The sequence below is a fragment of the Acinetobacter sp. S-1 genome, assembly GCF_059579785.1.
The window spans coordinates 3,069,516-3,092,023 of sequence record NZ_CM184207.1 but is presented as its reverse complement, the minus strand read 5'-3'; the positions used below and the strand labels follow the sequence as shown (position 1 = coordinate 3,092,023).

General features: G+C 37.3%; 22 protein-coding genes. 16 read left to right on the top strand and 6 right to left on the bottom strand.

What is annotated here, in order from left to right; genetic code table 11:
- Positions 1-238 precede the first annotated feature (238 nt).
- From AC52J8_RS14855 to AC52J8_RS14825, 7 genes are all read left to right on the top strand, one after another.
- Complete coding sequence (locus tag AC52J8_RS14855; protein WP_017387502.1) at positions 239-1,291, top strand: Bug family tripartite tricarboxylate transporter substrate binding protein; 1,053 nt, start codon at positions 239-241, stop codon at positions 1,289-1,291.
- Positions 1,292-1,345: 54 nt separating this feature from the next.
- Complete coding sequence (locus tag AC52J8_RS14850) at positions 1,346-1,792, top strand: tripartite tricarboxylate transporter TctB family protein (protein ID WP_080777003.1); 447 nt, start codon at positions 1,346-1,348, stop codon at positions 1,790-1,792.
- 12 nt (positions 1,793-1,804) lie between these two features.
- Entirely contained in the window at positions 1,805-3,304 is a 1,500-nt protein-coding gene (locus AC52J8_RS14845; protein ID WP_000382837.1) for a tripartite tricarboxylate transporter permease, read from the top strand.
- A gap of 49 nt (positions 3,305-3,353) precedes the next feature.
- A complete protein-coding gene (locus AC52J8_RS14840) occupies positions 3,354-4,400 on the top strand; it encodes an AbrB family transcriptional regulator (protein WP_005803305.1) in 1,047 nt (348 codons plus the stop codon).
- A 161-nt stretch (positions 4,401-4,561) separates the two neighbouring features.
- Positions 4,562-5,947: a long-chain fatty acid transporter gene (locus AC52J8_RS14835; RefSeq protein ID WP_086399063.1), complete on the top strand. Its 1,386-nt coding sequence runs from the start codon at positions 4,562-4,564 to the stop codon at positions 5,945-5,947.
- Positions 5,948-5,978: 31 nt separating this feature from the next.
- Positions 5,979-6,866 carry a bile acid:sodium symporter family protein gene (locus AC52J8_RS14830; RefSeq protein ID WP_057067986.1) on the top strand — a complete coding sequence of 296 codons (888 nt, stop codon included), beginning with the start codon at positions 5,979-5,981 and terminating at the stop codon, positions 6,864-6,866.
- Between the two features lie 34 nt (positions 6,867-6,900).
- Positions 6,901-8,268 (top strand): amidohydrolase, encoded by a 1,368-nt coding sequence (locus AC52J8_RS14825; RefSeq protein ID WP_086399064.1) that lies wholly within the window; start codon positions 6,901-6,903, stop codon positions 8,266-8,268.
- 60 nt (positions 8,269-8,328) lie between these two features.
- On the opposite strand, the gene AC52J8_RS14820 is transcribed toward AC52J8_RS14825, so the two are convergent.
- Positions 8,329-9,336 carry an AraC family transcriptional regulator gene (locus AC52J8_RS14820; protein ID WP_086399065.1) on the bottom strand — a complete coding sequence of 336 codons (1,008 nt, stop codon included), beginning with the start codon at positions 9,334-9,336 and terminating at the stop codon, positions 8,329-8,331.
- 217 nt (positions 9,337-9,553) lie between these two features.
- Between AC52J8_RS14820 and AC52J8_RS14815 the strand changes: the two genes are divergently transcribed.
- Positions 9,554-10,579 (top strand): fatty acid desaturase, encoded by a 1,026-nt coding sequence (locus AC52J8_RS14815; RefSeq protein WP_086399101.1) that lies wholly within the window; start codon positions 9,554-9,556, stop codon positions 10,577-10,579.
- 87 nt (positions 10,580-10,666) lie between these two features.
- Here AC52J8_RS14815 and AC52J8_RS14810 read toward each other — a convergent pair whose 3' ends face one another.
- Entirely contained in the window at positions 10,667-11,275 is a 609-nt protein-coding gene (locus AC52J8_RS14810) for a LysE family translocator (RefSeq protein ID WP_086399066.1), read from the bottom strand.
- Positions 11,276-11,530: 255 nt separating this feature from the next.
- Between AC52J8_RS14810 and AC52J8_RS14805 the strand changes: the two genes are divergently transcribed.
- The 5 genes from AC52J8_RS14805 to AC52J8_RS14785 all read left to right on the top strand — a co-directional run bounded on the left by AC52J8_RS14805 (position 11,531) and on the right by AC52J8_RS14785 (position 17,009).
- Positions 11,531-12,403 (top strand): LysR family transcriptional regulator, encoded by an 873-nt coding sequence (locus tag AC52J8_RS14805; RefSeq protein ID WP_086399067.1) that lies wholly within the window; start codon positions 11,531-11,533, stop codon positions 12,401-12,403.
- 369 nt (positions 12,404-12,772) lie between these two features.
- Positions 12,773-13,759, top strand: coding sequence for a DUF1852 domain-containing protein (locus tag AC52J8_RS14800; RefSeq protein WP_000031350.1), 987 nt, complete (start codon positions 12,773-12,775; stop codon positions 13,757-13,759).
- Between the two features lie 21 nt (positions 13,760-13,780).
- The gene (locus AC52J8_RS14795) at positions 13,781-14,824 is read left to right on the top strand and encodes a methionine synthase (RefSeq protein ID WP_017400049.1); all 1,044 of its coding nucleotides are present in this window, start codon (positions 13,781-13,783) and stop codon (positions 14,822-14,824) included.
- A gap of 185 nt (positions 14,825-15,009) precedes the next feature.
- A complete protein-coding gene (locus tag AC52J8_RS14790) occupies positions 15,010-15,501 on the top strand; it encodes a flavin reductase (protein WP_000249487.1) in 492 nt (163 codons plus the stop codon).
- A gap of 941 nt (positions 15,502-16,442) precedes the next feature.
- The gene (locus AC52J8_RS14785; RefSeq protein ID WP_198912074.1) at positions 16,443-17,009 is read left to right on the top strand and encodes a TetR/AcrR family transcriptional regulator; all 567 of its coding nucleotides are present in this window, start codon (positions 16,443-16,445) and stop codon (positions 17,007-17,009) included.
- A gap of 165 nt (positions 17,010-17,174) precedes the next feature.
- Here AC52J8_RS14785 and AC52J8_RS14780 read toward each other — a convergent pair whose 3' ends face one another.
- The 3 genes from AC52J8_RS14780 to AC52J8_RS14770 all read right to left on the bottom strand — a co-directional run bounded on the left by AC52J8_RS14780 (position 17,175) and on the right by AC52J8_RS14770 (position 19,859).
- Complete coding sequence (locus AC52J8_RS14780; RefSeq protein ID WP_496538846.1) at positions 17,175-18,569, bottom strand: hypothetical protein; 1,395 nt, start codon at positions 18,567-18,569, stop codon at positions 17,175-17,177.
- Between the two features lie 149 nt (positions 18,570-18,718).
- Positions 18,719-19,411 (bottom strand): YuaM family protein, encoded by a 693-nt coding sequence (locus AC52J8_RS14775; protein WP_063098179.1) that lies wholly within the window; start codon positions 19,409-19,411, stop codon positions 18,719-18,721.
- Between the two features lie 112 nt (positions 19,412-19,523).
- Entirely contained in the window at positions 19,524-19,859 is a 336-nt protein-coding gene (locus AC52J8_RS14770; RefSeq protein ID WP_086399070.1) for a darcynin family protein, read from the bottom strand.
- A 121-nt stretch (positions 19,860-19,980) separates the two neighbouring features.
- Here AC52J8_RS14770 and AC52J8_RS14765 point away from each other — a divergent pair, with 121 nt between their 5' ends.
- From AC52J8_RS14765 to AC52J8_RS14755, 3 genes are all read left to right on the top strand, one after another.
- Positions 19,981-20,580 (top strand): TetR/AcrR family transcriptional regulator, encoded by a 600-nt coding sequence (locus tag AC52J8_RS14765; protein ID WP_086399071.1) that lies wholly within the window; start codon positions 19,981-19,983, stop codon positions 20,578-20,580.
- A 70-nt stretch (positions 20,581-20,650) separates the two neighbouring features.
- The gene (locus tag AC52J8_RS14760) at positions 20,651-20,935 is read left to right on the top strand and encodes a hypothetical protein (RefSeq protein WP_078220242.1); all 285 of its coding nucleotides are present in this window, start codon (positions 20,651-20,653) and stop codon (positions 20,933-20,935) included.
- An 11-nt stretch (positions 20,936-20,946) separates the two neighbouring features.
- Positions 20,947-21,522 carry a hypothetical protein gene (locus tag AC52J8_RS14755; RefSeq protein WP_086399072.1) on the top strand — a complete coding sequence of 192 codons (576 nt, stop codon included), beginning with the start codon at positions 20,947-20,949 and terminating at the stop codon, positions 21,520-21,522.
- Between the two features lie 101 nt (positions 21,523-21,623).
- Here AC52J8_RS14755 and AC52J8_RS14750 read toward each other — a convergent pair whose 3' ends face one another.
- On the bottom strand, positions 21,624-22,403 hold the full coding sequence (locus AC52J8_RS14750; protein WP_057067961.1) for a tetratricopeptide repeat protein: 780 nt from the start codon (positions 22,401-22,403) through the stop codon (positions 21,624-21,626).
- Positions 22,404-22,508 lie beyond the last annotated feature (105 nt).

The following is a 22,508-nucleotide window of genomic DNA, read 5'->3' as shown; positions in this document are numbered from 1 at the left end:
TATTCATCAGTATTATTTAACCGAAGCATTTTTAGATATTTTTGCAAAGGTTTTAATTCTCATTATAGAACTGGTGATTATCCTAACTTTCCCTTTACTTAGCGATTTTTTTCAGTCGATTGATTCGTAATTTTTATAGTAACGCTGCATTACTGAAGTTCGCTGTGAAAAAGCGCATTTCAAAACATAAAACCAAAACTAAAAACCGATAAGCATGATCGTGCCAAGGAGGTCGATTATGGAGATTGGTAAAAATCAAAATATGAATAGAGCAAAACGTTATAAGGATGTATGTAACATGAAAAATTTAACTTTACTCGCATTAACATGCGTCAGTGTGACAATAGCTGGGTGTGGTTCAGGAAATGCTTCTAAAGAGGCGGGGCAGCCAAAACGCCCAGAATGTATAGCACCAGCCAAGCCGGGTGGTGGGTTTGATATGACCTGTAAATTGATTCAATCTGGCTTTAAACAAACAGACCAGCTCAAAGATCCAATACGTGTAACCTATATGCCGGGTGGGGTAGGTGCCGTAGCCTATAACAAAATCGTAAACAGTGATCCTGCGAATAATAATGCCGTGGTTGCATTTTCCACTGGTTCACTCTTGAACTTAGCACAAGGAAAATTCGGACACTTCACTGAAAAAGATGTGAAATGGTTGTCTGGGGTCGCCGTCGATTATGGTTTGGTTTCGGTACATAAAGACTCACCATTGAAAAACCTTGATGACTTGATGAAAGCACTCCGAGAAAACCCAAAAGCACTTAGCTTTGGTGGTGCCGGAAGTGTGGGTGGTCAAGACTGGATGCAAACAGCAATGTTGGCAAAAAAAGCAGGTATTAGTCCTGCCGATTTAAGATTTGTTGCACTTGAAGGCGGTGGGGAGGTGCTAACTTCATTATTGGGGCAGCATATTCAAGTTGGGGTAGGCAATATTAGTGAAGTGAGTTCATACCTAGAGTCTGGTGATATTCGGGTTTTGGCGGTTTTTGCTAACAAGCGTTTAGACGGGAAGTTCTCAAAATTACCTACTGCAAAAGAGCAAGGCTATGACATTGAGTGGCCAGTCATCCGTGGTTTCTATATGGGACCAAAGGTCAGTGATGAAGCCTATGGTTGGTGGAAAAATGCCTTCGATAAAATGATGGCTAACCAGAAATTTGATGCAGTCCGTGAAAATCAGGATCTACTCCCATTTCAGCTGACAGGTGAAGAACTCAAAGCTTATGTTTATAAACAGACCGCGGAAATGCGGCAGTTATCGCAAGAATATAAATTATCACAATAACAAATCGACTGGGTTGAGAAGCTATTTTTCAGCTCAGTTTTTTTCTGAGGATAGATGATGAAATCTGAACGGATTCTTACCGCCATTATTACGGTTTGTGGGTTATTTTTGTTGATTTATGCGAGCAATTTTGAAGCCCCAATTTCCTACGATCCAGTGGGTCCTAAAGCTTTTCCTATTTTATTAATGGGCTTAATTACAGCGAGTGCAGCGTATCTCACTATTCGACCGGCCATTATGTTTGAACCCGTGGAATTGGGATGGACAAAACATCTAGTCGTTAAGTTAGCGTTATGTGCGGTGGCTTTAACGCTATATGCATTAGTTTTTGAATGGCTCGGCTTTATTGTTGCAACCCTATTAATGACCATTGCAGTGGGCAAACTTTTCCATGGCAAAACCATACCGGTTTTGGTGACAGGTTTAGTACTTAGTATCAGTACCTACTATATGTTTGACCGTTTCTTGGATGTGCCATTACCACTTGGATTTTTTGGTTAAGGATGACCTGATATGGATGTATTAAGTTTTTTAATGATGGGGTTTGAGGTTGCCTTGCAACCGCAGAATCTTTTAATTGCTTTGATTGGCGCATTTATTGGAACGATTGTTGGCTTATTACCGGGTTTAGGTCCAATTAATGGTGTGGCAATTTTATTGCCGTTTGCTTATGCCTTGGGTTTACCTGTAGATAGTGCCTTGATTCTATTGGCAGCAGTTTATTTGGGCTGTGAATATGGTGGGCGTATTTCAGCGATTCTGTTAAACGTACCCGGAGATGCTGGAGCCATTATGACCACCTTAGATGGTTATCCATTGGCACAGCAAGGTAAGGCAGGAATTGCATTGTCTTTGTCATCGGTCAGTTCCTTTGTTGGAAGTACTGTTGCCTTTATTGGGATTGTATTGTTTGCACCTATATTGGCGAAATGGGCAATTGCGTTTGGACCTGCTGAATATTTTGCTTTGATGGTCTTTGCAATTGTTTGTTTAACTGGTCTGGTCAGTACGCAGCCTTTTAAAACTTTAATTATGGCACTCATGGGCCTAGCACTTTCAACTGTGGGAATGGATGCAATTACAGGTGTATATCGCTTTACCTTTAACAGTGTGGGTTTAAGTGACGGTATTGCTTTTACTACTTTGGTTATTGGCCTATTTAGTGTAAGCGAAATCCTATTAATGCTCGAACGTACGACAATTGGTCAAGTTGCCTTAAAACAAGGAAAGCGTTCTCTTTTTAATCTTAAAGAGTTCTTTTTCTCGTTGGTTGCTATTATCCGCAGTTCAGTGATTGGTTTCTTCTTGGGTATTCTTCCAGGAGCAGGTGCAACCGTTGCAAGTGCGATGGCCTATACCACTGAACGAAAAATGGCAAAAGATAGTAGCAAGTTTGGTAAAGGTGACTTACGTGGGCTTGCTGCACCAGAAAGTGCGAATAACGCAGCCGCTTGTGGTTCATTTGTACCTATGTTGACACTAGGTGTGCCGGGCTCGGGGACGACTGCGGTCATGATGGGCGCATTGCTTATGTACAACATCGCACCAGGTCCGCAGTTATTTGTTCAGCAACCTGTATTGGTGTGGTCGCTGATTGCATCGCTTATGGTGGGTAATATCATTCTGTTGGTATTAAACTTGCCATTGGTAGGCTTCTTTGCCCGCATGCTGAGTATTCCTAATTACATTCTGATCCCGATCATCGCAAGTGTGAGTTTTGTTGGTGTGTATGCTATTCATAGCAATATCTTTGACTTGCTGTTATGTATGGGCTTAGGTGTATGTGGATATATTCTCAGAAAATTTGATTTTCCCTTAGCTCCACTGATTCTTGGTTTTGTACTTGGCGAATTAATGGAATCGAATCTGCGCCGTGCACTTTCAATTTCTCAAGGGGAACTTGATGTCTTATGGAGCAGTAACATTAGTATAGGACTTTGGATCATGTCAGGATTATTATTGATCTTGCCAATCGTTCGTAAATACTTGTTTATCAAAAAGCAACAAGCTTAATAGGACAGCAATAATAGTCAGCATTGGTTGGCTATTATTGCTCTGAATTATGGAAAAAATAAGCTCAAATCTCAAAGGATTAGCAATTGCTCTGGTCGGAGCTTTAATTGCCAAATATTTGCATATTCCCTTGCCTTGGTTGCTTGGACCTTTATTGACGGCTTTATTGTTCGGTAGTGTTGGTCATTCACTTGCCTGTGATCCCCAGTGGCGACGCATAGGGCAGGTCATTATTGGTATGGCTTTAGGCCTATACTTTTCACCAGCTTTGGTACAGGCAGTGGCAGCATATTGGGGCTTTATCCTCATAGGTTTGGCATGGTCACTTGTGTTGGGTACATTACTGGCTGGATTGCAATATCGAGTTAATGCCTTGGATTGGGCAACTGCATGGTTTTCTTCTGCGATTGGTAGCGCCAGTGAAATGGTGAATATTGCAGAACGATATCAAGCTCAAGTCGATAAAGTCGTTGCTGCCCATAGTTTGAGAATTGTGATTTTGGTTGTGCTGGTTCCAATTTTTATGGAGCTTTATTTTCATGTCGAATGGACTGGTTTAAAGATACCAGTATCGGATCAATTTAGCTTTTTTCAGGTTGTGTTGCTGTTTTGTCTGGCTCTGTTTGTGGGTAAGGTCTTTCAATTTTTTAATCTTTTGAATGCTTGGATTTTGGGGCCACTTGCCATTATTGGGTTATTGTCATTTTGTGGAATACTTCAGATGAAATTGCCTGAATGGTTTACCGCCTTTGGTCAAGTCTGTATTGGCTGGTCATTAGGTAGCAAATTTCCATTTAGCTTTTTAAGGAAAAATAAAAAATTTATTGGAATCACACTGATATTCAATTTACTGGCTTTAGCGCTATCGATCAGCGTTGCTTTATTACTGGTTAATTTAAGTCATACAGAAAAACAAATCTTGATTTTAGGGCTTTCACCCGGAGGCATCGCAGAAATGTCACTGATGGCTAAAGCTCTTGGACTCGCAGTACCCATCGTCGTTTCCTTTCAACTCTCAAGATTAATTTTCGTAATTCTCACTACACGCTTTTTTTATCAATACAGTCTGCAATTGTTTTTTAAATCTAAAAAGTAAGACCCTTTTTAATATAAAAATTTTGTTCTGCTTACCGCTACACAAACCATAACTTTTCAATATGGCATCTACGATCAAATCATTGGCGTTTGGAGCTAAGCAGAAGCATTCAAATCTACATAAAGTGAGGAATCAAAATAAAAAATATCCAGGATGGATCCATGAGTTTTGTTGTGAATAAAAAAATATTGATCTTAGGAATAACTTCAATTTGCACAAGCACCTTACATGCGGCTGCATTTGATAAAACAGGGCAGTCTGTAGCGGCATTTTTACAACCGGGTAACTATTTTGAAGCAAGTTTAGGAATCACAGATGCCGATTTAAGTGGTGTAGAGTCGGGTACAAACCCGTCACATCATTCAATTTCAGATATAGCCAACACCGATTATCGACCTACCGCAGCTTTAAAACTACAGTTAGCACCGCAGTATTCATTTGGCTTGCTTTACGATCAACCATTTGGTGCCGACACAGAATATTCAGGCCTAAATGGCTTTGTCGCAACGCCAAAAGACACGGTTATGTTACCCGGCATTACAACAGCAGGACTTGCCAATGCTACTTCTGGTCAGGCTCCTACAGGAAATGCAAAATCAGAATTTGATATACAAAATTTAAGCTTTATTTTGGGATATCAACCCACAAAAAACTGGAATCTTTATGCGGGGCCAGTCTATCAAACCTTTAAAAGTCAGGTTGAATTAAGGGGTAATGTATTTAGTCTTTACAACGGCTATGACTTTCACACCAAAACTGTAGGTGACTTGGGATGGTTAGCAGGGCTTGCCTACCAGATTCCAGAAAAAGCTGTGAAAGTCTCATTAACCTACCGTTCAGCCATTACTCACAAACTAAACGCGACTGAAAATGCCCCACTCATTGAGATGTTAAGCACTCAACAAGGTCGTGATTTAGTTAATCAGCATCTAGACTACATGATTTCTATTGGTCAGATGACTCCACAAAAGAAAGCTTACTTAAACCAGATTATTGCCAATTTGCCAGAACAAGAAGATACAGGTACAACAAAATTTAAATCTCCTGATTCAGTGAATTTGGAGTTTCAGACTGGACTTCGTCAGGGAACATTACTGTTTGGTAGTTTACGCTGGGTAAATTGGAGTGATCTTGCTTTACAACCTTATCGCTTTGGTGAGATCTCAAAAGTTGTTGGCGTACTATCAACGCCAAGCCGTCCGGAAGGTTTTAATTTGGTTCGTTATTGTTATGACCAATGGTCTTTAAATTTAGGGGTTGGACAACGCTTTTCACCTAAATGGTTAGGTTCTGTGTCGGTTGGATGGGACTCGGGAGCAGGTGATAAAGTCTCAACGGGTGGTCCAACCAAGGGATATTACAACTTGGGCTTGGGTGCTCAATATAGCCCGACATCGCAATACTTTATTTCTGGTGGTATTAAATATTTTTGGTTAGGCGATGCAAAAGCTCAGCTTGGCGCACAGGCGGGTAGTGACTATTATGTAGGTGAGTTTAAGGATAACCACTCAGTCAGCTATGGCTTAAAAATTGGATATAAATTTTAAACAATACAAAAATTAAAAGAGGAAATAGAGAATGGATTCATTGGTAATTACCGTATTCTTACCCATAGCCTTGGCGATTATTATGGCAGGTATGGGGTTGGAATTGACTCTCAAGGATTTTAAGCGTGTTCGCCAGCATCCCAAAGCCGTATTTATTGCTTTGTTTTGTCAGCTCATTATTTTAGTAGCTATTGCTTTCATGATTTGTAAGGTCTTTGCTTTACCACCAATGATTGCTGTTGGGCTAATGTTACTTGCAGCTTCACCAGGCGGGGCCACTGCAAATTTATTTAGCTATTTATATAAGGGCGATATTGCCCTTAATATTACTTTAACGGCGATAAATTCAGTGCTCGCTGCTTTTACACTGCCCTTGATTGTGAACTTCGCATTACTACATTTTGTGGCAAGTGAACAACACGTTGGATTGCAGTTTTCTAAAATAATTCAAGTATTTGTTATTATTTTATTTCCAGTCATCATTGGAATGTTGATTAGACATTTCTCACCAAAATTTGCAGAAAAGTTAAATAAACCCGTTCGTGTGTTTGCCATTGTATTTTTACTTTTTATTATTGCACTCGCGATTGCTAAAGACTATCAAAAACTTCTCGATTACATTGGACTCGTTGGCGGAGCAACCTTACTTTTCTGTGTTTGTAGTCTTGCAATTGGATATTGGTTGCCACGTTTATTTGGCATTAACAGCTTTCAAGCCAAAGCATGTGCATTTGAAATTGGCATTCATAACAGTACCTTGGCTTTAACGATTGCTTTAACTGTGATGTCAAGTTCGGATGCAGCAATGCCAGCAGCTGTGTATTCAATATTGATGTACATAATGGCCACTTTATTTGGTACCTTATTAAATCAATTAGAAAAGAAAGATTTAGCTAAAAACAAAATAATTATTAATTAACTGCAAAGATTATTAAAACGGAGCTTCATACATAATGAACAAATTTTTTAAAAACAGCCTATTTTTAGGATTATCGACTTTCATTGCAGGTTATGGAACTCTCCTTCATGCGGAAGCAAGTCCAACAAATTTACCTGCAGTTTCACAAAAAGCATTAACCATTATTGATGGGCAAACGGAGTGGTTAAATAAGGTCTATAAAGACATTCATGAACACCCTGAACTTGGGTTTATGGAAACGCGCACTTCTGCCATTGTTGCCAAAGAGCTTAAGTCACTAGGTTTTGACGTTAAAACGGAAATAGCCAAAACAGGCGTGGTCGGCATTTTAAAAAATGGTGAAGGGCCAACGATTATGTACCGTGCTGATATGGATGCCAACACTGTTGAAGAAGCGACTGGTTTACCATACGCGAGTAAAGTACGCGTGAAACTCGATGATGGAACTGAAACACCTGTAGCCCATATGTGTGGTCATGATGCACATGTGACATGGATGCTCAGCATGGCAAAAACATTAGTCGCTTTAAAAAAGGAATGGAGCGGAACTATTATTTTAGTCGCGCAACCTGCCGAAGAGCCGATCACAGGTGCAAAAGCTATGGTGACCGATGGCTTATGGACAAAATATAACTTGCCAAAACCTGATTATTTCTTTGCAGTGCATACCACACCTGCACCTGTGGGCGTGGTCATCAATGCACCGGGGCCACGTATGGCGGGAACCGATCAGCTTGATGTTTTATTTAAAGGGGTTGGTGGGCATGGTTCACTCCCATATTTAACCAAGAACCCGATTAGCATGGCTGCAAATGCCATTACTCAATATCAAACTATTATGGGCAATGCAGTTAACACCCAGCAACCTGCGGCATTGTCTATTGGTTCAATTCAAGCCGGGAATTCGAATAACGTGATCCCTTCAACCGCGTTGGTCAAAATGAATATGCGCTGGTTTGATCCAAAAGTACGCGAAACGATGTTAAATAACATTAAGCTCATGAGTGAAGGCGCGGCTGAAATGCAGGGTATGAGTCAAGATCAATTGCCTACTTTAACGCTCAAAGGTTCGACTATGCCTGTAGTCAACGATAAAGAATTCTCTGCGCGTCTAAATGGACCATTAAAAGCATTATTAGGCGATAAACAAGTCTTAACCAATTTCCCACCGTTTATGGGCTCGGAAGATGTTCACCATTTGTTAGGTGACCAAAAAGACATTCCGTTTAACTTTATGTTCATTGGCGTGGCAGATCCGGTTGTGTTTGCAAATGCAGTAAAGCAAGGCAAACCCGCACCTTACATTCCGCATAGTCCGAACTATGTTGTAGATTTAAAAGCCTTGCCTGTCGGGGCTAAAGTCACCACAGTGTCTATGCTCGAACTGTTAAATAAAAAATAAGATATTCATAAAAAAAGATGCACATCGAGGCATCTTTTTTTATCTAAAATTTTTAGAAATTTAAGAACAAGACAGATGTTTTTCCCGATAGTGTAGTGGTGATAAATCTGTCCAACGTCGAAAAGCACGAGTAAAACTACTCACATCGGTAAAGCCAAGAATATAGGCAATTTCGGTAATATTGTGGCTTGAGTTTTTGATATACGACAAAGCCAGTTCGTGGCGTGTATTGTCGAGTAGCTCGCTATAAGAGGTATTTTCTGCCGAAAGCTTGCGTTGCAGACTGCGTATACTTAAGCCTAAACTTTTCGCAACGTCTTGCTGTTGAAAGTCACCTGTAGATAATTTTTCAATGAGTTTTACTTTCACACGAGCCAATATATTTTCTTTATCAAACCGTGCGAGATAACGATTAATAATCTCATCATATTCTTGGGTGAGGGACGGATTCCCACCGTCTAAAGGCTGCTCTATGGTGGCTGTGTCAAACACAATCATGTCTTTGGGCGCATTAAACACAATCGGGGCTTTTAAAATGCTTTTAAAATTTTCCAGATCTTCAGGTTCTGAACGTCTAAGTTCAATGCGTAATGGCGAAAAAACAGAGCCTTGTAAAGCACGACTTGAACGAATAAAAACAGAGATAAAAGCATCGATAGATTCGGGTTGAACTTCGTCGGGAACATGAATAACGAAATAATGATTTTTTCCCTCGCCATAAAACTCGAGTTCAGGAATGTCGGTTACTATACGAAAGTAACGAATAATTCTTAAAAACATTTCTTTTAGTGTGGTGCTGGTAATGAGTGAATGGCCCAACACATGAAATGTATTTTGATTGACTTGGCTGGCAACTTTAAGGCCAAAGCAAGAGTCTTCAGTCGCTTGAACGGCTAATTTCCATAAATTCGCAGTTTGTTTTAATGAATAGCGTGCATCTGGATCATTTAGGGCCTGAACATCTAAACCTGCTTGTTTTAATAAAGGTTGACTATCCACACCTGCTTTCTCAAGCGCTTTTTGAATCGCTTTAACCCAGCTAGCCAGTGCCGTTGCTGTCTGTGGCATGTTATATCCTATAACTTGTGACTCATATTCCTGTGAGCAGTATAAAAGATTTCAAAAATAAAAGATGTTTTGTTTGCCTCTACTTCTGACATTTTGGCATCCATAGCCAATAGATTGGCGTTTCGAGCTAAGCGTACAAAGGTAGATATAAATAAAGTAGGGACATGAGAAAACTGAGGAATAACGGATGACCTACATATATAAAAATCCTGCTGGAATGAGTGATAGCGAAAAAACCGAACACATTAAAAAAGTAGTCACAGCGGAAGGCGTGGCTTTACGCAAGCGCCATCCCATTTTGAACCATCAAAACGCAATAGGGGCGATGATTTTATTTGTTTCCCTTGTTGGAATGATTGCTACAGCCGTACTCTATATCAATCATCAGCTTTCAGCGTGGTTCGCAATTCCAATTATTGCGTTTTTTGCATCTCTTACCCATGAGTTAGAACACGACCTCATTCACTGGATGTATTTTAGAAAAAAACCATGGGCACATCACCTTATGATGGGCTTAGTGTGGTTAGCTCGTCCAAGTACCATTAACCCGTGGAAACGCCGTGAGCTGCATTTTAATCATCATAAAAATTCAGGCACTGAAGTCGATTTAGAAGAAAGAGCGCTCACCAATGGAGAGCAGTGGAGCATACGCCGACTCGTCGCCATCGGTGACAATGGCTTTGCAGTTTTGCTACGCGTTATTGCTGCAAGCAATTGGACTGTTAGAAAAGTTATTTTTAAACGTGCGTTCTTAGCTTATTTTCCACTTGGAATTATTCATTGGTCTCTTTGGTATATCTTCTTAGGATTCCATGCAGTTGATATGGTTTCAAGCTTGGCAAATGCACCGATTGCGTGGTCAGCTACAACCCTAAATGTTATGCATGTGATTAATATTCTGACTGTGGTGTGGATTGCGCCAAATGTGCTGCGTACTTTCTGCCTGCACTTTGTGACAAGCAATATGCATTACTACGGTGATGTTGAATTGGGCAATGTCATTCAACAAACTCAGGTGTTAACACCGTGGTGGATGATGCCGTTCCAACTCTTTTGCTTTAACTTTGGTTCGACGCATGCCATTCATCATTTTGTGGTGAAAGAACCATTCTACATTCGACAAATGACTGCGCCTATTGCCCATAAAGTCATGCGTGATATGGGGGTCCGATTTAACGATGTCGGAACATTTAAAAGAGCAAATCGTTGGAATGTAAATGATTTATCTGAATCGAATACTTAAAAAATAGATTCTTAGCTCGCTTGAATGGACTGAATTCTGCACGAAGGACTCAGTCCACACTCTACAGTTTCTTAAAATTCATTGGTTCTACTGAAACTTAGTAAAAAGCAAAATCACGCCTAATACACATAAAATAGAGCCAATCACCTTATTAATCTGTACTTGCTTGGCTAACATTTTTTGTCTCAACAGCATTGAAGAGAAAAGCACAGCAACCAGTGAAAACCATACAAAATGAGCAAAAGACATAAAAAAGCCATAAACCAAAAGAATCGATTTAGGCGTAGTTAAGCTCACAATTTGCGTATAGGTGCTAATCACAAATAGCGTGGTTTTAGGGTTGAGGGCGTTGGTAAAAAAGCCGTATTTTATGGCTTGCAAAGTACCTATAGAAGTTAAAGCAGCAGTGTCTAAAACTGGTTTTTGAGTAAAAGTTTTATAGCCAATATAGATCAGATAAAGCGCGCCAATATACTTAACAATATTCAAAATTTGCGGGGTATAAGTCATCACAAAGGCAACGGCGACTAACGTATAAGTCACATGTACCAACACGCCAAGCGATATTCCTAGTGAAGTGAACACACCTATTTTTCTTCCGTACAAGTAACTATTTTTCGTAACGATCGCGAAGTCAGCGCCGGGGCTAACCACCGCCAAAATCGTAATGAGAATAACCGCAATGAACTCTGCCATTATCTTGTACCCTCACTGAAAATGAGGTGATTGGTCTGTACTTTTTGGAATGTATTTGAGAGGAGAATTATTTTATTTAAAGCTGTTATTCTTTTCGTGAGAAAGATAGGGGCTTTACATTTATGAAGATAGATATAGATATCTAATATATTTTTCATCATCTAAAATAGGTTTTAATAAAGATGATTTTTATTTTGAACAGAAACCTAGAAATAGAAATCGATAAAAACGACTACACATCTATGAGTTTTTGGAATGATTGAAAGAATATCGCTGAATTCACTAAAATTTTTCTATTTTGTGGCGAAGTATGGCAGCGTCACGTTAGCTGCAAAGAAATTATTTGTGACGCAAAGTGCAGTCAGTAAACAGATTTATAATTTAGAAGAAGCTTTAAATACGACTTTGTTCGACCGAAAAAATAAAACACTTGTGATGACCGAACAGGGTGAAACTTTATTGAGTTGTTGCCATCAGGTGTTTGGTCAACTCGATGAATGTTTAATAAAACTCAGCCAGCCTAAAACTCATAACAAGCAACTGGTTTTGTCGTGTGAACCGACTCTTTCCATGAAATGGCTCATTCCGCGGCTCTCAAAATTTAAAAAGCTCGGGCATGATTTTGAAGTTGTGCTACTCACAGCAGGCGGTGTGGTCGACTTTGAAAAAGATAATATTGATATCGCGATTCGCAGAAATGACTTTGATTGGGGAGAGCATATTTATAGCGAAAAGATTGCCGATGAATATATCGCTCTAGTTCAAGCAACCAAGCCATCGGAAACAAACGATTTACTCATTTCGACCTCTAGACCGAATTTTTTCAAAAATATCACTCGCATTGCTGAGTTAACGCAGAGTTTAAAAGGCTACGCTAAAGTTGAACTCGAACATTTTTATCTATGTTTAGAAGGCTGTTTGGCGGGACTTGGCGCAACAGTCATCTCAATTTATATGATTGAAAAAGAGCTTGAATGGAACTTACTGAAAAAAAATTCACCTGTTGTGCAAGATAATTCAGCCTATTTTTTACTTTCTCATAGCGCTTTTGAGGAAGATTCACATAAAACCATATTTTTAGAATGGCTAAAAGCAGAGATGAATGAAAGTCAGCACACATTACTTTAGGTTGATTCTTTTTAACTTGAATTTTACTTATTAAATATTTGAAAATAATAATAAATATTTAAAATGATTAAGGTGCCGTGTGAGCACCATACATTGAATTTCTGCTGTCTAAAATTCCCGAAGATGAAAAATATTTAACTTCATACTTATTTATTAAACCCTAAACATGAATTTCACTCAGTTTGTAATGAGACTAAATCATTTTTATTCATGTTCTGATTGCGGTATAAATCTATTCATGCTCTGAAGCGCTCCAGTAATTCACTTTGATAAGACCATAAGGCACAAATCTGACAAGTCTGGAAAAGTTTAAAAAGAGCAAAAAGTTTTTATTTAGGTTTTATCTCAGAAATTAGGGTACTGATCACAATGAGTAAAGAATTTACATTTACGATTAAGAGTATTTGTTTCGATGAGAACTATCGTCCAGCAGACAATACACGTATTACAACCAACTTTGCTAACTTGGCAAGAGGGATGAGCCGCGAAGAGAATTTGCGCAATACATTGCAGATGATCGACAATCGTTTCAATGCCTTAGCTCATTGGGACAACCCTAAAGGCGACCGCTATGGCGTTGAACTTGAAATCATTTCAGTTGAAATGAACATTGATGCCGAAAACCGTACTAGCGGGCTTCCTCTCATCGAAATATTGAAAACCAATATTGTTGATAAGAAAACCAATGAACGCATCGAAGGTATTGTAGGTAACAACTTCTCGTCTTATGTACGTGACTATGACTTTAGTGTGCTGTTGTTAGATCACAACAAAAACAAGTCGACTTTTAGCACGCCAGAAAAGTTTGGTGAATTGCACGGTAACTTGTTTAAGAGTTTTATCAACTCTGAAACTTACAAAGCCAACTTTAAAAAGGCACCTGTGATTTGCTTAAGTGTTTCGACGACTAAAGAGTACCACCGTACTGAAAACGAACATCCTGTTTTAGGTGTTGAATACAAGCAAGAAGACTATTCACTCACTGATGAATATTTCCAAAAAATGGGCTTAAAAGTTCGCTACTTCATGCCGCCAAATAGCGTTGCGCCGTTAGCGTTCTATTTTACAGGCGATTTGTTGAGTGATTACACCAACCTTGAGTTGATTAGTACGATTAGTACGATGGAAACATTCCAAAAGATTTACCGTCCTGAAATTTACAACGCAAATTCAGTGGCTGGAAAATCTTATCAACCAAGCTTGAAACACGAAGATTATTCACTTACTCGAATTGTGTATGACCGTGAAGAACGTAGCCGTTTGGCTATTGAGCAGGGGAAGTTTGTTGAAGAGCAATTTATCAAACCATACCAAGCGATTCTTGAGCAGTGGTCTGCTAATTACGCTCCTAATTAATCAATATACGGGTCATTGATCATGAAAAAATTATTACCAACTTCAACTGCTGGCAGCTTACCAAAACCGTCTTGGCTTGCAGAACCTGAAAAGCTTTGGTCGCCTTGGAAACTTGAAAACGAAGGTTTAGCCGAAGGTAAAAAAGACGCGTTACGTTTGGCGTTGCACGAACAACAACTTGCTGGCATCGACATTGTGAGCGATGGCGAACAAACCCGCCAACACTTTGTGACCACGTTTATTGAACACTTAAATGGCGTAGATTTTGAGAAGCGCGAAACAGTTCGTATTCGTGACCGTTACGATGCAAGCGTACCATCTGTTGTAGGGGCGGTGTCTCGTCAAAAGCCTGTGTTTGTTGAAGATGCGAAGTTTTTACGTCAGCAAACCAATCAACCAATTAAGTGGGCATTACCTGGCCCAATGACCATGATTGATACGCTTTACGATGGTCACTACAAGAGCCGTGAAAAACTTGCTTGGGAATTTGCCAAAATCTTGAACCAAGAAGCGCGTGAGTTAGAAGCTGCTGGTGTAGACATTATTCAGTTTGACGAACCTGCATTTAACGTATTCTTTGACGAAGTAAATGACTGGGGCATCGCGACTTTAGAGCGTGCAATTGAAGGTCTTAAGTGTGAAACTGCGGTCCACATTTGCTATGGTTACGGCATTAAAGCCAACACTGACTGGAAAAAGACACTCGGTTCAGAATGGCGCCAGTACGAAGAAGCTTTCCCGAAACTTCAAACATCTAACATTGATATCATCTCGTTAGAATGTCACAACTCACATGTACCTATCGATTTACTCGAACTCATTCGCGGTAAAAAAGTAATGGTCGGTGCAATTGATGTCGCATCTAACCAGATTGAAACACCAGAAGAAGTGGCTAACACACTACGTAAAGCGCTTCAGTTTGTAGATGCTGACAAGCTTTATCCTTGCACAAACTGCGGTATGGCACCTCTTTCTCGTGAAGTGGCACGTGGCAAGTTAAATGCTTTAAGTGCAGGTGCAGAAATCGTTCGCCGAGAACTGACGGGTTATGATCTTACTGCTTAATATTTACCAATAAGTGGTATAAAGGGTTACTTTTTTGATGGCAGTTGATAATCAAACAAGTAACCCTCATTTTACTTACTACATGTCGCTCTAATCAGATCGCATGTCGATAGTACCTTCCTGATGGAGTTGGGCGGTATAGCAAACACACAGGACAAGGTACGGTTCAATTTAGGAATAATGTCATGGTTCAAGCAACAGACTTTAGAAATGCAATGTCTTTACTCACAAGTGCAGTTAGTGTTGTGACTACGGCAGGCATGTCTGGCCGTTTTGGATTTACTGCCTCTGCTGTTTGTAGTGTGACCGACACACCTCCGACATTATTGGTGTGTATGAACCAATCTGCGAGTTCACATGCACATTTCCTAGATAACAAAATCTTAACTGTGAATGTTTTAGGCGCGCACCACGAACATATTTCAAAAGCATTTTCATCTAAACTCACACCAGAAGAGCGCTTTAAACATGGCGCATGGATTGAGTTAGAAACGGGTTCACCTGTGTTGGATGATGCTTTGGTAAGTTTCGATTGTGAGATTGAGCAAATTCAACAAGTCGGTACACACACGATTTTTATATGCCCGATCGTGGCGATTAAACAAAGCCAACATGACCAAAGCTTGGTTTATTTTAACCGTGCTTATCACCAAGTGGGGCAGACAGAGATTGTTTAAGTCCACTTTTTATAAAATTTAAAATAATAATTTAATAAATCTAAAAATTATAATAAATTTAATGACTTATGTTGTTTTTAATATTGACACAACTAGTCTCCCGAATTATTCTCGCCTGCTTACCGCTATGGTAGGACGAGAGGGAGACACCTTGTGTGTACTGGTTTCATCTTGTCCAGTCTGTCAACTCTCTTTCGTCCTACTACCATTATTTGAGAGTGATTAGATAGAACTACTTTATTATGGTGGAATGGAAGAATGACGCTTCGTGCGTGCTGGGGTACTTGAGGCCAGTCTGTCAACTTTCTTTCATCCCACCACCATTATTTGACATTTATAAAATGCAATTAAATATAATATCTAAATTAATAATTAAGTTAATCTAATGAAAAATAATAATAAATTTAAAATTTTGTCATAAAAGCTACATTGACACCTCTAAACTCTCAGATTATCCTTTGCCTGCTGGCCACATTGCCAGTCGGTTTTAGCAGACCGTTTAGTAAAGGCATCAGATTATTCCCTCTGAGGAATAGTCTTGTGTGTACAATCGTCCCTCGCTTGTTGCGGTAGGGCGAGTGAGGGACACCTTCGGGTGTGCTGATTCTTTACTATCAGTCTGCTAACCCTTGCTCGTTCTGCCACCATAATTTCTAATGAATGCTTTGGCAGAACTCCCAAAATCAGGAGTTGGCTATGCACATCCATCATTTCTTGGTACTCCGTGCCAAAAGCTATAACGACACAGCTTAAAACTTTACAGCTGCTTGAACGCCATAAGGTTTTCAGGCTTTAAGTCATTTTTACTTAAAACTTAGCAAAACAAAACTTGAGATGTGCCAAGCACCATCTTACGGCTTTGCTGTGCCTTTTTTTCTCCCAAAAAGGGCACAGGCTTTTTATCTCATTTAGAAACAACAAGAATTTATAACGGTAAAACTATGCCAACTTTAGAAAGATCTTCCAAAAAATTACAGGTTATTCAAACCGCCATCCAACTCTTTACGACGCATGGATTTCATAATGCAGGCGTAGACCTGATTATCAAAAAATCTAAAATTCAAAAAGCCACGTTTTATAACTACTTTCACTCGAAAGAACGACTTGTTGAAATGTGTTTAATCTTTCAAAAAAGCCGACTTAAAGAAGAGGTGCTGGCAATTGTCTACTCACATCGCTACCCAACCGCAGCCGATAAACTCAAAGAAATTGTCCGCTTACATGTTGATGTAAATAGCCTTTACCATCTTTTGTTTAAAGCCATTTTTGAATTAAAACTGCTTTATCCACGGGCTTACCGCATGGCAGTTGAATACCGTAAATGGCTACTAAAAGAAATTTTTGATTTGGTCTTTAGTCTGGAAACCAACAAACCCAAACCCGATGCCAATATGGTTTTAAACCTAATTGATGGCTTGATGCTACAGGTTTTAAGCTCTAATCGTTTGGATGAACGGGATGTGGTGTTGGAGAGGTTTTGGGGGGCTAATATTGATAGTTTCTTATAATCAAAAAACTAAATTTTATGTAGATACTTAAATTTATAAGTTTTCTACATTATTTATACTTTAATAATTAATTATTAAGAATATAAATAGTCTAATAATTTATCATTAAGACTGCTTAGTATTTTTTAATTAGAATGATACTAATTGTGATTTATAGTATGAAATTTACTCATTAGTTCTAGAGGTAAAAGGAACTTTGAATGGTAAGTTTATTTTTATAAACTTAGTGTCTTTAATTTGTTCCTCTTTATCAATAAATGTTTGGTATCTATTAAACTCTGAATTTAAAAATTCTCTTATTAGTTTCATTTTTCGATCAATACGTAGTTTTTTTATTACTTCTTCTTCAAGAGAGTTATGCTCGCTATCAGAAACATCTCGAGCAAGCATACTGATTTTTGATAGATTCAATTCTTGTTGTTGAATTTCAGTTAGATGACGAACCATTTTATATAGAAAAGCTAAGCACATTGAAGCTAAGGTAATTATGAGTAATGTAAAGGGTAATCTTTGAATTAAAATAATCCATGCTTTTTCAAAAGTATCTACTGTTGATATTGCTGTAAAATCTTTTAAGGTTTCCCAAGAAAGATTAACAATAAACCCTAAAATAAGGAGAGGAATAAATGCTAAAAAACCATAAGTCCATTTAGTTTTAGTTGCTCTTGCAACAAAACCTTCAAGATTATCTGGAAACAGATTTACTGATTTTTCTAATTCTTTTCTTCGTTCTTCTAGACGTTCATTACCTTCAGTTAAATATTTTGAACGCTTCTGTAATTCTAAAAAATCTTCATTCAGCTTTGATAATTGGTTATCTTTAGCAGTTATTTGTGAACCAAGAGATTCAATTTCTGAGTTTTGCTGATTTATATTATTCTGAAGATTTTTCTTTTGTTCTTTTAATTCATCTATATTGGTATTTAGTTCAGATTCATGTTCTTCTTGTGTTTCTAAATATTCTTGGTATTCATTTAATTTTTCGGTTATTTCTTTAACTTTATTAACTAATTCTACTTTTTTTGTAGATATTATTTCTTCATATTGGTTGCGATCTTCTTTAATTTGATAGAAGTTATTTAGTTGGGTGATAGCGTCATTAAATGTAAGTCCATAAAGTTGAAATCTTTCTAGGTTTGATCTTTTTTTAGCAAAAAATTTCTCATTATTAAATTTTAGAGATATTTGTTTAACACAATCATTTGTCCAAAAAATAATTCTTCCGTCTTTATCTTTTTTATCCTGTTTTAATGTTTTTTTTACACCAAATAAGTTTATATATGTAAGCTCAAATACTCCATCCTCTTGAGGAGTAAATAATATTGCAGATACAAAGAAATTATCTGTAAAAGTAACTATAGAACTTGTTTTGTTTAAGGAATAAGTTAAACGTGGATTTTCGATAAACTGTGCAAACTTGCTGTTTTCAAGTGTTTCAGTCGGAGACAAAAAAGTATTTTTATATAAGTTAATAAATAAATTAGGATTTATTTCCTCTTTTTGTATTTGATTAATATCTTCATTTAATTCATTTAAATCAATACTGAGTTCTTTATTCATATAGTATTCTCAGAAATTAAAGGGTCAATAAGATTGCCCCCGTTACGTTGAACGATATATCAGTTGTCTTTTTCCAATACAACAGAGTAATATTTTAGCATAATTAATGATATTCAATGACATCTTTTAACAAAATGTCGGTTGTTATTTTAATTTTTTTGTTTCATTGCAAATTCTATAAGTTCTATTTGGTATTTGTAGCGTTGGATTTGGTAGTTGATAACCATTGCACCTAAAGCAATTCCTGTTAGAAAAGCTGTACCATACAACAGCAAGGTTTGGACTATGTCTCCATTACTTAATGAAAATGAAATAGATGGTGTCTTTGACAATTCTTTCCATACAGACCAACCTAAGCCTATTAATGAAAACACAGCATATTTATCCGAGTTTCCAATAAATGTTGAAATTCTATTACTGAGTCGAGAGCACTTTAACTGAAGCCAATCCTTCGCCTCTAATAGAGTTTCTTTTTTGTACTTGATTAGTGATTCTATAGCTTTTTTATCATGCTCAATTTCAAGTATTAACCAATCAAAACTTCGTGATTTGAATTTGAATATAGATACTAAGCCAACGCATATATCGATAATGATATAAATCGTTGGTATAAACATAGTTAACAGAGCAAACCATATAGCAATTTCTCTTCCTTGATCCGTAAAAGGTGATACCTTGTGCCATACCGCTAGTATAACTAATATTAAAAATAACACGCCTGTAATAGCAGTCATATATTTGTAGCCTCGTCTGGTAAGGCTTTCTAAATAAGTTTCTCTATCCTTTGCTGGTAAGGGTTCAAGTTGATTTAACTGTTCTAAAAGTGGCTTTATTTCTTGCATGATTTTCCTCAAATAGAGAATTTCTTTATAAATTAAATATGTTAATTCCTTGTCATTTAATTTAAGCAATTAGTTTTATTCATGGGATAGAAAAAATTACAGGTACGTCATTTTATGTCGTAAAAGATTTCTCATACTCCACATACCCATCTTCAATTGCAGGAATAATCTCTACAAACTCAAAGTAAGGTTCTGTACAAAATTCAGAGTCTCGAATTGCATCAATCACAAAATAATAATCTTGCAGAGATGTCGTCTCAAACATAGCAATATCACTCGCTTTAGTACTAAACGCTTCAACGTCATACCACCGAACTTTTACAGTCGGGTACTTCTCAAAAATAGGTCCAAGCTTCCGTGTACTAAACTCAGCACGCTTTTCACGAGCTAAAGCCAACCAAGCGGGCAAAGCTCTTAAGTGAATAAAAAAAGTATAGGTTCTAGACATAACCACTCCATGACTGGGCCGAGTTGTGGCTCAATTGAAAAGACTGCATTTACTTGTCAGATCAATATGACTCAGTCAGTATATGAGTGATTACTCACATTAAATACTCGCATTTCGACCCATGTCAGAAACACTTCCAGACCCACGTAAACGCCCACGTCAAGCACGATCAGTTGCTACCTTCGAAGCTATTTTAGAGGCGGCGGCTCGCATTTTGGAGTCTTTAGGCTTTGCTGGATTTAACACAAATGTCGTGGCTGAACTTGCTGGCGTAAGCATTGGTAGCCTATATCAGTACTTTCCATCTAAAGAGGCTTTAATCGTTGAGTTAATTCGACGTGAACGCGCCAAGCTTTCAACCCATATTGTTGAAGCCATACAGCAGCATGAAGCCGCAGACTTAAAAGAAAAATTAAAACTCATCATTCAGGCTGCTGTACAACATCAATTCAACCGTCCGCAGTTGGCTCGAACCTTAGAGTTTGCTTCAGAAATCATTGGAAAAGACATTGAGGAAAGTGAGCATCAGTATGAGCTTGAAACAATAATGTCTGATCTGTTTATACGCTCTGGTATTTCACATGCACCGATAACCGCACAAGATGTAATTGCTTTAAGTAAAGGAATGATTAACGCGGCAGGCATGGCAGGAGAAAGTGATTTAAATCATTTACAACAGCGAGTTGGAAAGGCTGTGTTTGGTTATTTAGAGCTATATTAAAAATTATTAATTTTGCTATAAAATGGCATTTTTATTTTATTAAATAATTATATTTTTTATTGGGGAATTTATGAAAGATGAAATTATGAGTAAAGCAGAGGTAAGCGCATTTACCTCAATTTTCTTAGGTTTGGCGGGTTACTCTATTTTTATGTTTTATCTCCTTGCTAAAAGGAGTAAAGGAGTAAATTACATTGATGATTTATCTTCTTTTAATTATAACGTGTCATATTTAATTTGTTTTCTCATTTTTATATTTAGCAAGGTTTTTAAGGAAAATAAGTATATAGCTACTTTTATGCCACTTTTAATAGGTATCCTTTTATCTGTGATGTTCTTTATTGTTGTTTTATAGAGGGGATAGTTGTGATTTATAAACTTAAAATGTGGATCTCTGCTGAGGTGTTTGATCCATTTTTTTCATTATATTCGTATATTTATAAAAATTTTGTTCTTGTCCTTTCCTTAAGTTTTTGTCTAATCGTACTACTTTGTGCTCTTAACCCAAGTATAGTTTTCACTCCTAAAAAAGAGGGTTTTGTTATTTATGATCCTGAATTTCATATCAAACATGGGCGTATGACATCATTGATAATAAAAGATAATTATAAAAAAAATATTATTAATTGCGCATATTTTAGAAATGAGAATGGTTCATTTTGTGAATTATATAAGCCTAGAAAACTACTTAAAGTTGAGGGAGATTTTTTTCCTAATTCATTATTGTTTTTTAAAAATAAATATATTGTAGTTAATAAAATTCATTTTGAAGATGAAAAAGGTAGTGTAATTAATTTTTCAACAAGTGAAGAAAAAATTGCTTCTTGGTGGAATTGGATTATGTTCCCCACATTATTGATGAGGTATTTAATTTTTATCTGGATAGTGATAGTTGTTTCAATATTACTTTTAAAACTAATTAAGTATAACAAAGTAACCTAATTTTTATTTAAAAGTGGTTTTGCTTTCCTGTTGAATTGAAAGGTAGATATAAAAGAGGGCTGCTATTAGCAACCCTTTTGATCTAAGTAATATATTATGGATTACTGAAACTGATCTAAAGCCTCTTTTGCGGGTTCATATCCATTATCAGCAGCTTTTTTGAACCAAAACTTTGCATTTTCATAATCTGAGTAAACATTAGCATACATATAAGCTAGATTGTTCTGAGCCTCAGGTATATCTTTCTCAGCTACTTGTCTGTATAGCTCCAAAGCTTTTTTATTATCTTGTTTAACTAAGCTACCATCTGAATAAATATTTGCTAAGTTATATTGAGCTTCTGAAAGATTTTGATCCGCAGCTTTTTTATATAATTCTAAAGCTAAATTAATATCTTTTTGTACGCCATTTCCCGAAAGATAAGCATTTGCCAAATTATATTGAGCTTTAGCATAACCTTGGTGAGCAGCTAATTTGTAAAATTCTAAGGCTTTAGATCTGTTTTTGCTTACATAATAGCCATTATCATACATGAGCCCCATATTGTATTGGGCCTCCGGAAAGTCATTTCTCGCAGCTTTCTCATACCAATAGTAAGCTTTTTCTTCACTTTTTTGCGTCCCGATTCCCTTAAGGTACATTCCTGCTAAATCATTTTGTGCAATGGGCAGTCCTTTTTCGGCTGCCTTTTTAAAATATGAAAAAGCTTTTGAATAATCCTTAGATACTTCTTTACCTAAGAAGTATTTCCCACCTTGCTCATATATTTCACTTAATTCACTTTGAGTATTATTTTGTGGTGAAAGTGGTTTTGAGCAACATATAGTACTTAAAGTCGATAAACTTATGACGCTAGAAATTATTAAATATCTTATATTCATAATGTATCTCTTATAATTTAATCTACTGCAATTCATACTAATAGTTATCTTAAATAAGTATAAAAAATCCGACATATAGTCGGATTTTTTATAGCCTCAAATTAC

Coding starts and splice junctions, on each gene's coding strand:
- AC52J8_RS14855 (WP_017387502.1), top strand. CDS start 239: ATGGAGATTGGTAAAAATCAAAATATGAATAGAGCAAAACGTTATAAG.
- AC52J8_RS14850 (WP_080777003.1), top strand. CDS start 1,346: ATGATGAAATCTGAACGGATTCTTACCGCCATTATTACGGTTTGTGGG.
- AC52J8_RS14845 (WP_000382837.1), top strand. CDS start 1,805: ATGGATGTATTAAGTTTTTTAATGATGGGGTTTGAGGTTGCCTTGCAA.
- AC52J8_RS14840 (WP_005803305.1), top strand. CDS start 3,354: ATGGAAAAAATAAGCTCAAATCTCAAAGGATTAGCAATTGCTCTGGTC.
- AC52J8_RS14835 (WP_086399063.1), top strand. CDS start 4,562: ATGAGTTTTGTTGTGAATAAAAAAATATTGATCTTAGGAATAACTTCA.
- AC52J8_RS14830 (WP_057067986.1), top strand. CDS start 5,979: ATGGATTCATTGGTAATTACCGTATTCTTACCCATAGCCTTGGCGATT.
- AC52J8_RS14825 (WP_086399064.1), top strand. CDS start 6,901: ATGAACAAATTTTTTAAAAACAGCCTATTTTTAGGATTATCGACTTTC.
- AC52J8_RS14820 (WP_086399065.1), bottom strand. CDS start 9,336: ATGCCACAGACAGCAACGGCACTGGCTAGCTGGGTTAAAGCGATTCAA.
- AC52J8_RS14815 (WP_086399101.1), top strand. CDS start 9,554: ATGAGTGATAGCGAAAAAACCGAACACATTAAAAAAGTAGTCACAGCG.
- AC52J8_RS14810 (WP_086399066.1), bottom strand. CDS start 11,275: ATGGCAGAGTTCATTGCGGTTATTCTCATTACGATTTTGGCGGTGGTT.
- AC52J8_RS14805 (WP_086399067.1), top strand. CDS start 11,531: ATGATTGAAAGAATATCGCTGAATTCACTAAAATTTTTCTATTTTGTG.
- AC52J8_RS14800 (WP_000031350.1), top strand. CDS start 12,773: ATGAGTAAAGAATTTACATTTACGATTAAGAGTATTTGTTTCGATGAG.
- AC52J8_RS14795 (WP_017400049.1), top strand. CDS start 13,781: ATGAAAAAATTATTACCAACTTCAACTGCTGGCAGCTTACCAAAACCG.
- AC52J8_RS14790 (WP_000249487.1), top strand. CDS start 15,010: ATGGTTCAAGCAACAGACTTTAGAAATGCAATGTCTTTACTCACAAGT.
- AC52J8_RS14785 (WP_198912074.1), top strand. CDS start 16,443: ATGCCAACTTTAGAAAGATCTTCCAAAAAATTACAGGTTATTCAAACC.
- AC52J8_RS14780 (WP_496538846.1), bottom strand. CDS start 18,569: ATGAATAAAGAACTCAGTATTGATTTAAATGAATTAAATGAAGATATT.
- AC52J8_RS14775 (WP_063098179.1), bottom strand. CDS start 19,411: ATGCAAGAAATAAAGCCACTTTTAGAACAGTTAAATCAACTTGAACCC.
- AC52J8_RS14770 (WP_086399070.1), bottom strand. CDS start 19,859: ATGTCTAGAACCTATACTTTTTTTATTCACTTAAGAGCTTTGCCCGCT.
- AC52J8_RS14765 (WP_086399071.1), top strand. CDS start 19,981: ATGTCAGAAACACTTCCAGACCCACGTAAACGCCCACGTCAAGCACGA.
- AC52J8_RS14760 (WP_078220242.1), top strand. CDS start 20,651: ATGAAAGATGAAATTATGAGTAAAGCAGAGGTAAGCGCATTTACCTCA.
- AC52J8_RS14750 (WP_057067961.1), bottom strand. CDS start 22,403: ATGAATATAAGATATTTAATAATTTCTAGCGTCATAAGTTTATCGACT.